The sequence below is a fragment of the uncultured Propionibacterium sp. genome, from assembly GCF_963539965.1.
GTDB lineage: Bacteria > Actinomycetota > Actinomycetes > Propionibacteriales > Propionibacteriaceae > Propionibacterium.
Genome location: NZ_CAUTOU010000002.1, coordinates 39282 through 52174, shown reverse-complemented (window position 1 = coordinate 52174; position 12893 = coordinate 39282). Strand labels below are relative to the sequence as shown.

Below are 12893 nucleotides of genomic sequence, written 5' to 3'. Positions count from 1 at the left end.
CGGGCGAGCCGGCGCGGCAGGACGGCGGGTGCTCGATAGAGTCGGCGCATGGCCGCTGCACCCGACTACACCGACGAGCTGCGTCTGGCCCATCTCATGGCCGACAACGCCGACTCCCTCACGCTGAACCGGTTCAAGGCACGTGATCTGAGGGTCCGGGCCAAGGCCGACCGCACGCCCGTCTCCGAGGCCGACCAGGCCGTCGAGGCCTCGGTGCGCCATACGCTGGCCACAGCCCGGCCCCGCGACGCCGTGCACGGCGAGGAGATGCCCGACACCGGCTACGGGCCGCGACAGTGGATCGTCGACCCCATCGACGGCACTGCCAACTACGTGCGCGGCGTGCCGATCTGGGCCACACTGATCGGCCTGCAGGTCCACGGCGAGATGGTCGTCGGCGTCGTGAGCGCCCCGGCCCTCGGGCGCCGCTGGTGGGCCGCCAAGGGCGCCGGGGCCTTCACCGGCAAGTCGCTGTTCACCTCGACGCCCATCCGCGTCTCACGCACCCCGAGCATCCCCGACGCCTTCCTGTCGTACTCCTCCATCCACGGCTGGATCGACCGCGGCCGAGGCCAGGGCTTCGTCGATCTCATGCGCGACTGCGGCCGTACCAGGGCTTTCGGCGATTTCTTCAGCTACATGCTGGTCGCCGAGGGCGCCGTCGACCTGGCCTGCGAACCCGATCTGGAGCTCCACGACATGGCCGCCCTCGTGCCGATCGTCGCCGAGGCCGGCGGCCGCTTCACGAACCTGGACGGCGAGCCCGGTCCGGTCGGCCGCGGCGCCCTGGCCACCAACGGCATCCTCCACGACGAGGCGCTCGAGCGCCTGGCCCCCGACGCGGGGCACGAGTCGCCCGACGGCGGGCAGAGCTGACCCCGCAGGACGACGGGGCGGGGCCCGCCCTCGTCCGCGTCAACCGTCCGTACCAGCGCGCGGCGCCGGTGCAGGATCAGCGACCGGACGGAGCGCCGCCGGGGAGCATGCCGCCATCGCCGCCGCCGCCCATCATGCCGCCGCCACTGGCCTGGTTGGCGGTGACGTTCGTCGAGGCGCCGTCGACGCTCACCGTGTACGTCGAGCCCGAGGTGACGGCCGGGGAGCTGAAGACGATGTTCTGCGCGGCCCTGGCGAGCGTATAGCCGGCGATCTCGGTGCCGGACTCGTCGGAGACGGTCACGGTGGAACCGGCGCTGCCGCTCATCGAGACCTGGATCCAGCCCTGCGGGGAGTCGGCGTCCGGCGACTCGGCCATGCCCTGACTGCCGGCGGCGAAGAGGGTGCCGCCGGTTATCTGCAGGGAGCTGCCGGTGTCCAGGGCGCCGTTGTCCCCACTGGTCGGACCGTTGACGACGGTATTGCCGCCGCTGATGACCATGGCACCGTTGGAATCCAGGCCGTCGCCATCGGCGGTGACGGTGACGGAGCCACCGGCGATCGTCAGCGTCGAGTCGGTGACCGCCATCGGGTCATCCGAGCTGCCCGAGCCGTCCGAGGCGTTCATGCCGTCATCGCTGGCCGTCACGTCGACGGTGCCGTCGTTGATGGTGATGCTGTTGGCCTCGAGGCCCTCGTAGCTGGTGGTGATCGCGAGGGCGCCGCCGTTGACCGTCAACGCGTTGTCGGCGTGCATGCCGTCGTCGCCGCTGGCCGCGGTGAGACTGCCGCCGTCGACCTCGATCGCGTCGTCGGAGTGCACGGCGTCGTCGCTGGAGTCGATGGTGTCGGTGCCGTCGGCGATGCTCAGCGCGACACCGGCCTTGATGCCCTTGGTCGAGACGTCATCGCTCGGGGCGGTGCCCGAACCGGAGCCGGTCGTGATGTCCAATGAACCGCCGGTCTGGATGAAATCGGTGACCGCGGCCACGCCGTCGCCGTCGGCGCCGACGGCGATCGTACCGTCATCGATCTCGACATAGCCGCGGGCGCTGTCCTCGTCGTTGTCCGACTTGAGACCGTCGCCGCCGCTGGTCACCCGGGCGGTGCCGCCCTGGATTATCAGGTAGTCCTTGCCCCGGATGCCGTCGTCGGCGGCCGTCACGGTGACCGTGCCGGAGTCGATGACCAGCCCGTCGGTGCTGGCGATGCCATCGGCCGTGTTGCCGGTCACGTCGAGGGCGCCCGAGCCGCTGATCGTCAGATCGGCCTTCGAGTAGAGGGCGGCGGTGGCCGCCCCGTCGGCGCTCGTGTCGTAGCCCGAGCCATCGGTGAGGCTGTTGGTGGAGCCGTCCGCCAGCAGGACCTCCACCTCGTCGGCGGCCTCGACGGTCAGGGCCGGACCGGTCGAGCTGGTGATTCCCGCGTCGTCGAGGATGAGCCGTACATCCCCCTCGCCGGTGGAGTTGACGACGATCCGGCCGTCACTGAGCGTGCCGGTGATCCGGTAGGTGCCGGCCTGCGTGATGGTGATCGTGCCGCCATCGGTCGTCACACCGTCGCCATCGGAAGCGGCGCTCGTGCCCGACAGCGCGATGGCCACCACATCGGACTCGTCGTACTCGATGTCGGACTCGTCATAGTGCGAGCTCTTGTTGCCCGAGACGAGCGCCGAGGCGGTGGTCGACTCGCCGTCGGCGGTAGTGGCCGCGCTGCCCGCGGCGGAGGCGGTGGTGGCCCGGCCGGAGGCGGTCGAGGCCGCAGTGCCGGTGGCGGTCGAGCCCGTGGCGGCGCTGCAGCCGACCAGGCTCGCCGAGATCGCGAGGCCGGCGATCGTCTTCTTCCATGAGATCTTCATGCTCTGCTCCGTAGGGTGAAGAGGTTCTGAGCGCACCAGGGCGCCTTGACAGTGGTGGATCGCAGGCGCTCAGCGCCCGGCGAACACGGGGTCCTCGATGGTCAGGTCCCGGGCGATGCGGCCCATCGTCCGGTGCCACTTGTTGTGCGGCAGGCCGGGGTGGAGGAGGGCCATGCCGGTCGCGTACTTGCTGAAGCGGACCGGGCGGCAGCTCAGACGCCACAGCAGGCGGTCGGCGGCACTGGCCGTCGAACCCGGCGACTTGGTCTCGATGACGATCGTCCGGGACAGCCGCCCGGTCCGTCCGCTGGTCACGTCGACCCAGCACAGGTTCTGGTCGAGCGTGAACCTGGCCCCGCAGGCCGGGTCGAAGAGCGTCGTGCGCTGGTAGCGGGTGCCGAGGGCCGGATGCAGGGAAGCCAGTGGCACGGTCTCGACGCCGGCCCTGCCGAGCGCCTGGTCGATCGTCCGCTGCTCGGCGCCGGACCACTGACTCAGATGGGTGCCGGGCAGCTGCATGCGCTCCTTGACCGTGCGCTCGCCGCGAACCGTCTTGACCTCGAGCCAGTTGGTTCCGGTGTCGATGTAGTCGCGTTCACGGATCTTCCAGCGGCGCTTGCGCTTGCGGACGGCCGTGTAGTAGCTGTCGAGGCCATCGGTGTCGAAGTACATCGAGTCATAGGCGAACTCCCGGCGGCCGCCGATCATCAGTATGCGCGTCCGCCCCGGCAGGCCATCGAGGAGCCGGGCCAGTACGGACGGCGGGACGAGGTATTTGCGGTCGATGCGGATCTGAAGGGCGCCGACGCTGTTCAGCTCGTCCAGGCCGATCGGGGCGAAGCCGCCCATCCGGACGTCGCGGACCATGGTGCTCATGTCCGGGCCCCGGAGGCGCTGCCGGCGTACCGGTCGGGCTCCACGCCGCGGCGGGCCGACGGGTCATCGGCCCGGAAGCGGACATCGACCATGGTGGTGTCGTTGACGAAGTCAAGGCGCTGGACCGAGACGGTGAGCACCTCGCCACCGAGGCGGGCGCCGAGTTCACGGCGGAGCGTCGGCTCGTCGGCGATCGCGTGGTCGAGCATGACCACCTGGCGACTGATGCTCCCGGCCACGCGGCGGGTGTCGATGATCGCCATGGCCAGGACGAGGACGACCATCAGCGGGACACCGTAGAACAGCGAGATGCCGACACCGCCGAGCAGGCCGAGCGCCAGGGCGCTGAAGTAATAAGCCGTCTCGATCTGGCTGAGCTCCTCCGAGCGGAGGCGGATGATCGACAGGACGCCGAACAGCCCCATGCCCAGGCCGGCCGCCGTCGTGCTGACGGACAACGCGAAGGCCACGACCAGGACGCCGACGTTCACCGTGATGTAGGCGACGACCATGTCCCTGCGATGGTGCCTCGGGAGATAGACGCCGAATACCAGCAGGCAGATCATCACCGCATCGACGGCGACAAGGACGAAGTTCGACATCGTTCGGGCTCCTTCATTCGGGGTTGACGAGCAATTCAGCTCGCCGGCCTATGGCTTCTCTGTGCGGGCGATGGCGTGCAGCTGTGCCTGGGAGACTCACAGGATTCATACAGAGGCAGCATTGAGATCGAACAGGAATTGTACAGTCCGCGTACAAGAACGACTCTCATCCTCGAGCCGTGACGGTTCCCAGGGCCAGCACGGCACGACGAGGATCGAACGTCCCCGGCAGGCACCGCGACAGGTGGCGAGGGCGTGCGGACCCCCTGGTCCCTGCACCGCCTGAGAAGTGAAGGCGGCAGCACGGTGGCCCTCACGGCCGGCCACGAGCCCGATGCGCGACTCGTCGACCCGGTCAGCGGCTGCGGCGCCGCGCCGGGATCGATGACGTCCTGGTGGTCGACGGTGGCCCCGGCCCGGCCCACCGCGATCTTCTCAGCCGAGCCGAAGCAGCCGGTGCGACCGTCGTCGGCTGCACGTGCGACCACGGCAGGGGCCACGCCCTCAGGAGGGGCTTCGTCTGGGCCACGGACAACTGTCCGGGCGGGTCCGTGGTCCGCGCCGACCCGGATGGCCGACACGCGGCCGCATCAGGATCGCTGTCACGGCTCGGCGCGCATCTGCGCTCTCATGCGGAAGGCGCCGCCGGGAGAAGGCGTGGAGCGCAACGGGCTCACCGACGCCGACGGCCCGGCACCGCGGGTGTCGCACCGCGGGTCAGCGGATGACCTGGCAGCTGATGGTGTTCGGGACCTCCGCCAGGGCATCGAGCCAGCCGGACTCGGCCGCCACGACGTCGGTGACCGCATAACCTATTTGGTCGCGGGTGGACAGCGCCTGGAAGGCGATGTTCGCGTTGTGCTCGGACAGGACCGAGTTCATGGTGCCCAGGACACCGGGGACGTTGCGGTGGACGTGGACCACGCGAGTGCCCTCGCGGGCCGGGACGGTGACCTCGGGCAGGTTGACGCTCATCGAGGTACCGCCGGTGGCGACGTATTCGCTGAGCTTGCCGGCCACGTACCGGCCGATACTGACCTGGGCCTCCTGGGTGGACCCGCCCACGTGCGGGGTCAGGATGACATTCGGCAGGCCCTGGAGCGGCGAGACGAAGGGCTCACCGGCCTTCTTCGGCTCCGTCGGGTAGACGTCGACCGCGGCACCGGCCAGATGGCCGGAGCGCAGCGCCTCGGCCAGGGCCTTGTCGTCGAAGACGAAGCCGCGCGAGAGATTCAGGAAGAACGAGCGGGGCCTCATGGCGGCGAACTCGTCCTCGCCGAAGAAGCCGGTGTTCTCGATGCGGCCGTCGACGTGCAGGGTGACGACGTCGACCTGCGAGAGGAGGTCCTCGAGGCTGTCGCAGCGCCGCGCATTGCCCATGGCCAGTCGGTCCTGGATGTCGTAGTAGTAGACGCGCATGCCGAAGGCCTCGGCGAGCACCGACAGCTGCGAGCCGATGTTGCCGTAGCCGACGATGCCGAGTCTGCGCCCCCGCACCTCGTGGGAACCCGATGCCGACTTGTTCCACGTGCCCTCGTGCATCTGGGTGTTGCGATCGGTCAGATGACGGGCCAGGGTGACGATCTCCGCCATCGCCAGCTCGACGACCGAGCGGGTGTTCGAGTACGGGGCGTTGAAGCAGGCGATGCCCTTGGCCGCGGCGGCTTCGAGGGCGATCTGATTCGTGCCGATGCAGAAGGCTCCGATGGCCCTCAGGTTGGAGGGGATGCGCGCCAGGACCTTGTCGGTGACATTGGTGCGCGATCGGATGCCCAGGAGCTCCACGCCATCGAGCGCGGCCACCAGGTCGTCCTCTCCCAGCGCGCCGGCGCGGGTCTCCACGTCGTAACCGGCCTCGGTGAGGATTCGGGTGGCCTCCGGGTGGATGTTCTCGAGCAGAAGTGCCTTCATGCCGAGAATCCTATGCAGGTGCCCGGTCGCCCCCGGGACGCATCTCACCCCCCATGGGCAGGGCGAGAGCGCCGCCCGGCGGCGTCGTGCTCTCCAGCGGATCCCCTGCTCCCGCCGGCGCGCGCCACGCCCTCTGCCCCTACCGCCGGCACCGCGCGCCTGGATCCTCACCGCCGGCACCGCGCGCCTGGATCCTCGGCACCGAGGCCAGCAGGGTCCTCGTGTACTCCTGCGCGGGCCGCGCGTAGACCTGCTCGATCGACCCGGTCTCGACGATCCTGCCACGGCGCACGACGGCCACGCAGTCGCACACGTGCCGCACGACGGCCAGGTCGTGGCTGACGAAGATGAGGGTCAGCCCCCCGTCCGAGACCAGATCGGCGAAGAGATTGAGCACATGGGCGCGGACCGAGACGTCGAGGGCCGAGACCGCCTCGTCGGCGATGAGCACATCCGGTCGCGGGGCGATGGCGCGGGCGATGGCGATGCGCTGACGCTCGCCTCCGCTGAACTCGTGCGGGTAGTGACCGGCCGCATCGGCCTCCAGCTCAACCTGGTCGAGCACCTCCAGCAGTCGTTCGCGATGATCGCGCGGGATGTCGGGGCGCCCGCGCAGCAGCCGCGAGCGAAGCGGTTCGGTGATGATGTCACCCACCCTCATGCGCGGATCGAGCGAGCCGCGCGGGTCCTGGAAGACCATCTGGACGCTGGAGCGCAGCTCACCGAGCCGCCCGGCCGGGACGTTGTCGATCCGCCGCCCGCGGAAGAGGACCTCGCCGGCGCTCGGGGCGAGCAGGGCGCCGAGGATGCGGATGAGGGTGCTCTTGCCCGAACCCGACTCCCCCACGATCCCCAGGCGCTGGCCGGCGCGCACGGTCAGGTCGACGTCGTCGAGCGCGGTGACGCGCACGCGTCCACCGGTCCCGCTACGGCGGAAGGTGCGCGAGATCCCCCGGGCCTCGAAGACGGGGGCGCCCTGGCCGGCGCGTTCGTCGCCCGTCATGGGCGTCCCCCCGTCCGCTCCCAGAAGTCCTCGATGACGGGGAGCCGCCGCCCCGGCTCCACCTGGTCGATGCGTGCGGTGGCGATGAGCCCGGCGGTGTACGGATGATCCGGGTGGGCCAGCACCTCGGCGATGGGCCCGGCCTCGACGATGTCACCGCGGTACATGACCAGCACCTCGTCGCACACCTGCGAGACGACGGCCAGGTCGTGGCTGATGAACAGGCAGGCAGCCCCGGCGGCGCTCAGCTGTTCGTCGAGCAGGTGCAGCACGCGTGCCTGCACGGTGACGTCCAGGGCCGTGGTCGGCTCGTCGCAGATGACGAGCCTGGGCTGGTTGATGAGGGCCATGGCGATGAGAACGCGCTGGCGCTGGCCGCCCGAGAGCTGGTGCGGATAGCTCATGGCGATGCGCTCGGGCTCGGGCAGACCGACCTGGTCGAGCATGGCGATGACGCGTTCGCGGGCCCTGCCGGCCGGGGCCCCCTGGTGCAGGCGCAGGACCTCCGCGACCTGACGACCCGCGCGCATCGTCGGGTCGAGCGCGGTCATCGGCTCCTGGAAGATCATCGAGACGGCGTCGCCGCGCAACCGCGCGAAACCGGCGTCGGACAGACCCACGAGCTGACGCCCGTCGAACTCGATGGAGCCCGACACGTGCGCGTTGTCGGGCAGCAGGCCCATCGTGGCCAGGGCCGTGACCGACTTGCCGGAGCCGGATTCGCCGATGAGACCCACGCGGGCCCCCTCGCCGATCCGGAAGCCGATGCCGTGCAGCGCCTCGATGCGGCGCCGGCCGAAGTCGATGCGCAGATCGCGCACGTCGAGCAGTCCGCCCATCTCAGTCCCCCTGTCTCAGTCTGGGGTCGAGCAGTTCGCGCAGCCCGTCGCCGAACAGGTTGAAGCCGAGCACGGCCATCGCGATGAACAGCGCGGGGACGACGACCTGCGCCGGGTGATCGTAGATGTACTGCTGGGCGTCGTAGAGCATCCTGCCCCAGGTGGGGGTGGTCGGCTGGGTGCCGATGCCCAGATAGCTCAGCGCGGCCTCGGCGAGGATGGCCCTGCCGAACGTCGAGGAGATCTGCACGAGGACGACCGGGAGGATGTTCGGCAGCACGTGGCGCCAGGCCACCGCCGGCCAGCTGATGCCCGAGGAACGAGCCGCCGCCACGTAGCCGCGGCTCATGACGCCCGATGCGGCGCTGTTGGCCACCCGGGCGAATGCCGGCACCGCGCTGATGCCGATGGCGATCATCGCGGTCAGCGTCGAGCCGGTGCCGTTGGCCGCGGCCAGCAGAATGGCCAGCAGCAGCGCGGGGAAAGCGTACAGGATGTCGGCCCAGCGCATGATGCGCCGCCCGACGCGCCGCCTGCTCATCCCGGCCAGGATGCCGACCGGCACGCCGACGAGAGCGCCGATGGCCACTGCGACGATGCCGACGAGCACGCAGATGCGCGCGCCGATGAGGATCCGCGCGAGGACGTCGCGGCCGAAGCCGTCGGTGCCGAGCAGATGCCGCCCGCTGGGCCCCTGCAGGGTGATCGCCGCGTTGACCAGTCCCGGGTCGTAGGGGCCCCAGAAGAGCGAGACGACGGCGAGGACGACGACGCCGCCGACGAGCACGCCGCCGGCGCCGAGCGAGAGATGGCGTCTCACGGGCCCGTCTCCTCCTCCCGTGCGCGCACCCGCGGATCGAGCAGGCGGTAGACGATGTCGACGGCCGTGTTGATGACCAGCACGATCGCCACGAAGATCATGACGATGTCCTGCACGACGGGCAGGTCGCGGGAGCCCACCGAGGTGACCAGCTGCGAACCCAGGCCGGGCAGCAGGAAGACGTTCTCGACGACGATCGAGCCGACGAACAGCGAGGCCAGCTGCAGGCCCGCGACGGTGACGACCCCGAGGCTGGCATTGCGCAGGCCATGGCGCAGGACGGCGGCGAGGAAGCGCCAGCCGACGGCCCGCGCCGTGCGGAAATAGTCCTCCGAGAGCACGTCGATGAAGGCCGAACGCACGTAACGGGTGAGCATCGCCGCCTCGACGGTGGCTATGGCCGCCACTGGCAGCACGAGATGGCGCGCCCATTGCAGCGGGTCGCCGGTCAGCGGCGTATAGCCGTTGGCGGGCAGCCAGCGAAGCTTCACGGCGAAGACGACCATGAGCAGCAGGCCCACCAGGAAGTGCGGCACGGCCACGCCCAGCTGGGTCAGGCCCGAGACGAGGACCCCGTCGGCGCGTCTGCGGCGCACCGCCCCGAACAGCCCGGCCGGCGCCGCCAGGAGGACGGCGAGCAGCATGGACAGCAGCGCCAGCCAGCTGGTGACGGCCAGTTTGGCGCCGATGATGGAGGCCACCGACTGGCTGGACAGTGCGGAATCGCCGAGATCGCCGGTGAGGAGCCCGCCCAGCCAATCCAGGTAGCGCACGGGCAGGGGGCGATCCAGGCCCATGCGCTGACGCAGGGCCTCGATGGAGGCCGGGTCCGAGTTCGCACCGAGGATCGTCGCGGCCACGTCACCGGGCAGCGCGTTGACCAGTGCGAACACGATGAGGGAGGTGATCAGCAGGCTGACCAGCAGGCTCAGGAGCCGGCGCCCGACAGAGCCGAGGGTATCCATGGCGGCTGGAGTCAGATGTTCGTCGATGACGCCGCGGTCAGGTCCAGGGACTCGCTGGTGAGGTTCTCGGGTACACCAGAGATGTCCGAGCGCAGGACGACGAGGTTGGCCATCGAGTAGAGGAAGTCGGCGGCGGCGTCATCGGCGAGGACGCGTGCGGCCTGCCTCATCTTCTCGACCTGCTCGTCGGCCGGACCGGTCCTCGCCTCGGCGATCAGCCGGTTGAACTCGGCGTTGTCGTAGTGCCAGTAGTAGTCGGGGTTGGCCCACTTCTCGATGTCGCGGCCCTCGGTGTGGCTGATGATCGTCATGTCGTAGTTCGACTTGGTCATGACCTCGTCGATCCAGCGCGCGGGGAAGTCGAGCGTGTCGACGGCGACGGTGATGCCGACCTGGGCCAGCTGACTGGTGATGAAGGTGGCCGCCGAGGTGGCGTACGGCAGATTCGGCACGCGCAGGGCGAACTCGAGGCCGTCGCCGTGACCGGCCTCGGCCAGCAACCGGCGGGCCGTGTCCGGGTCGTAGTCGTAGGTGCCCGACAGGTCCTCGTACCAGGGGTCGGTGGGGGCGACCATCGAACCGATGAGCGTGCCGTAGCCGGCGGCGACCGTCTGCAGCAGGTCGGAGCGGTTGATGGCGTAGTTGATGGCCCGGCGCACGCGCACGTCGGAGAAGGCCTCGCGCTGGTGGTTGAGGCCGAGGACGACCTCGCCCATCGTCGTGCCGTCCAGGATCGTGTACCTGCTGGTGTCCTGGAACTGGCTGATCGACTGGGGGGCCTGCAGGTTCGAGATGACGTCCAGGTCGCCGCTGCTCATCGCCGAGTTCTCGGCGGTGGCGTCGGTGAAATACTTGAAGGTGACAGTGTCGAAAACCGTCGGGGTGCCCCAGTAGGAGGTGTTCTTCCTCAGCACCAACGGATTGCCCTCGCTCCAGGAGTCGAAGACGAAGGGGCCCGAGCCGGCAGGGGCCGTGTTGAGCTGGTCGAGCTTGTCGGGCTCGTAGATGATGCCGGCGGTCTGGGCGGCGTGGTAGAGCCAGTTGTTGTCGCGCTGGGACAGCCTCACGACGACGGTGGAGGCGTCCTGGGCGGTGACGGATTCCATGGCGCCCAGCTGCGACTTGAGCGTGGCGAGCACGGATTCATCGTGCATGATGCGCTCGAGCGAGGTCTTCACGGCGTCGGCGTCCAGGGCGGCGCCGCTGGAGAAGGCGGCCTTCGGCTGCAGGGTGAACGTGTAGGTGAGCCCGTCCTCGGACTCGTTCCACTCCGTGGCCAGCAAGGGCACCACGTCACCATTGGAGTCGATCTTCACGAGGGTCTCGTAGACGTTGTACAGCAGGGCCTGCGGGATGGCCGCGCCGCTGTTCGTCGACGGATCGAGCGCGGCAGGGGCGGCAGTGGCCCCGATGACGAGCTGACGCGCCTGCTCCTGGGTCTCCGCGGTGCCGTCATCCGAGCAGGCGGCGAGCGGCGCAGCGACGCCGGCCATCACCGCGCCCAGGAACGGACGACGTCCAAGCCGGATGTTCATTGAAGGCCTCCCTCGATCTCGCTGGCCACGGGGCGTGGCTCCGGGGCCCGGCCGGGTCGGCGCGCGTCCTCCGGAGCGGATCTCCGCAGATCTTACGCCAGTGCGTCCCGGACGCCGTGTCACGACCAGTACCGTGGTCGATCCGCCGCGTGAGAAGCTCATTCCCCGCATCGACGGGGCTTTCCGGAGGACCTCGACGGGCTCGTGGCAGTGGGCCGCGGGCGACCACCGGATTTGGGTTTCCCGGCGGACACGTCTATAGTTGTCCAAGCCGACGCGGGGTGGAGCAGTTCGGTAGCTCGCTGGGCTCATAACCCAGAGGTCACAGGTTCAAATCCTGTCCCCGCTACCAAGAAGTCCAGTCACACAGGTCTGCGGTCTGAGGGGACCGCAGACCTTGCTTCTCTTGACCGCTTGGCGCGCCTGCAAGAACCAGCGCCGGCCGAGCATCCGATCGACCAGGACGGCCGGGACCGCTGCACCCGCTTCGGGGAGGGCTCCCGCGACGGGACGAAGGCGACCATCCAGCCGCGAGGCGTACCTCGTCGAGGGCGGCCCAGCGGATCCACGGCGGAGGTGAGGGTCGACGGCGGGGAGCAGGGCTTCGGCCCGGCGTGGCCGACGGCCGGATGGGGACCGGCGAGCACCGGATCGTCCCACTGCCCGAGTCGGCCACCGCACCACAGTCCAGCTCGCCTTCGGCAAGAGGGCCGGCGAGCTCGCCGCCAGCGCCTCCGGCACCCGCGGCGACGCCGGCCTGCTCACCCGCGCGCTGCAGAACATCGTGGTGAACGCGGCGAACCGCAGACCTCCGGCGCCCCGCCGAGTACCGCGGGCCCGCCCCGCCCCCTCAGGCGGTGACGCCCAGGTGCTCGAGCAGGATATTGGCGCCGAGGACGACGAGCACGGCACCGCCGACGACCTCGGCGGGGGTGCGGAAACGGCTGCCCAGGCCCTGGCCGATGGGCACGCCGGCCAGGGCGACGACGAAGGTGGTCAGGCCGATGACCGCGACGGCCTGCAGGATCGACACGTCGAGGACGGCCAGCGAGACCCCGACCGCCGCGGCATCGATGCTGGTGGCGACACCCAGCAGAAGGAGCTGGCGCATGCCCATCCACTCGGCACGAGCGCCTCCCTCTTCCTCATCCCCGTGGCACAGGGCCTCCCAGATCATCCTGCCGCCGATGAAGCCGAGCAGGGCGAAGGCGATCCAGTGGGCGACGGGTGCGACGAGACCGGCGAACCGCGAGGCGAGCGCCCAGCCGAGGAGGGGCATGAGCGCCTGGAAGAGGCCGAAGGTGCCGGCGATGAGCAGCGCCCTGCCCCACAACAGGCGCCGCATGCTCAGGCCGCTGGCCACGGAGGCCGCGAAGGCGTCGGCGGAGACGCCGAGGCCGATGAGCAGGACACTCAGGAGCGACATGGTGAGCCTTCCGGTCGGTGACCGGAAGCGCGAGGACTCCGGCCATGCATGACAGCCGAAGGTCTCGCTCACCCCGCCCCACCGGGACGGCGGGTGAGGACGCCGGAGCGCCTGTACGGAGCGATGCGCCGGGCGGGATGGCCCGCCAGTATGTCGACGCATCTCCGGGCCGGCGAGGGCCC

General features: G+C 70.0%; 11 protein-coding genes and 1 tRNA gene. 2 read left to right on the top strand and 10 right to left on the bottom strand.

Translation table 11 applies throughout. The features are described from left to right. Nucleotides 1-48 precede the first annotated feature (48 nt). Complete coding sequence (locus tag R2N01_RS01125) at nt 49-876, top strand: inositol monophosphatase family protein (protein WP_316667600.1); 828 nt, start codon at nt 49-51, stop codon at nt 874-876. 76 nt (nt 877-952) lie between these two features. On the opposite strand, the gene R2N01_RS01120 is transcribed toward R2N01_RS01125, so the two are convergent. From R2N01_RS01120 to R2N01_RS01080, 9 genes are all read right to left on the bottom strand, one after another. Next, complete coding sequence (locus R2N01_RS01120) at nt 953-2734, bottom strand: carbohydrate-binding domain-containing protein (protein ID WP_316667598.1); 1782 nt, start codon at nt 2732-2734, stop codon at nt 953-955. Between the two features lie 69 nt (nt 2735-2803). Next, on the bottom strand, nt 2804-3610 hold the full coding sequence (locus tag R2N01_RS01115; RefSeq protein ID WP_316667596.1) for a polyphosphate polymerase domain-containing protein: 807 nt from the start codon (nt 3608-3610) through the stop codon (nt 2804-2806). Further along, nucleotides 3607-4212: a DUF4956 domain-containing protein gene (locus tag R2N01_RS01110; RefSeq protein WP_316667595.1), complete on the bottom strand. Its 606-nt coding sequence runs from the start codon at nt 4210-4212 to the stop codon at nt 3607-3609. The genes R2N01_RS01115 and R2N01_RS01110 overlap by 4 nt, the downstream gene beginning before the upstream one ends. A gap of 717 nt (nt 4213-4929) precedes the next feature. Beyond that, nucleotides 4930-6123, bottom strand: a complete 1194-nt coding sequence (gene serA / locus R2N01_RS01105; protein WP_316667592.1) for a phosphoglycerate dehydrogenase — start codon at nt 6121-6123, stop codon at nt 4930-4932. A gap of 139 nt (nt 6124-6262) precedes the next feature. Further along, nucleotides 6263-7126, bottom strand: coding sequence for an ATP-binding cassette domain-containing protein (locus R2N01_RS01100; RefSeq protein WP_316667590.1), 864 nt, complete (start codon nt 7124-7126; stop codon nt 6263-6265). Beyond that, a complete protein-coding gene (locus R2N01_RS01095; RefSeq protein WP_316667588.1) occupies nt 7123-7965 on the bottom strand; it encodes an ABC transporter ATP-binding protein in 843 nt (280 codons plus the stop codon). Before R2N01_RS01095 ends, R2N01_RS01100 begins: the two co-directional genes overlap by 4 nt. 1 nt (nt 7966) lies before the next feature. After that, nucleotides 7967-8785 carry an ABC transporter permease gene (locus tag R2N01_RS01090; protein WP_316667587.1) on the bottom strand — a complete coding sequence of 273 codons (819 nt, stop codon included), beginning with the start codon at nt 8783-8785 and terminating at the stop codon, nt 7967-7969. Continuing rightward, on the bottom strand, nt 8782-9750 hold the full coding sequence (locus tag R2N01_RS01085) for an ABC transporter permease (RefSeq protein WP_316667585.1): 969 nt from the start codon (nt 9748-9750) through the stop codon (nt 8782-8784). Before R2N01_RS01085 ends, R2N01_RS01090 begins: the two co-directional genes overlap by 4 nt. Nucleotides 9751-9761: 11 nt before the next feature. Further along, the gene (locus R2N01_RS01080; protein WP_316667583.1) at nt 9762-11285 is read right to left on the bottom strand and encodes an ABC transporter substrate-binding protein; all 1524 of its coding nucleotides are present in this window, start codon (nt 11283-11285) and stop codon (nt 9762-9764) included. A gap of 275 nt (nt 11286-11560) precedes the next feature. Between R2N01_RS01080 and R2N01_RS01075 the strand changes: the two genes are divergently transcribed. After that, nucleotides 11561-11637, top strand: a tRNA-Met gene (locus tag R2N01_RS01075). A 498-nt stretch (nt 11638-12135) separates the two neighbouring features. Here the strand turns inward: R2N01_RS01075 and R2N01_RS01070 are convergent. Continuing rightward, complete coding sequence (locus R2N01_RS01070) at nt 12136-12711, bottom strand: manganese efflux pump MntP family protein (protein WP_316667581.1); 576 nt, start codon at nt 12709-12711, stop codon at nt 12136-12138. Nucleotides 12712-12893 lie beyond the last annotated feature (182 nt).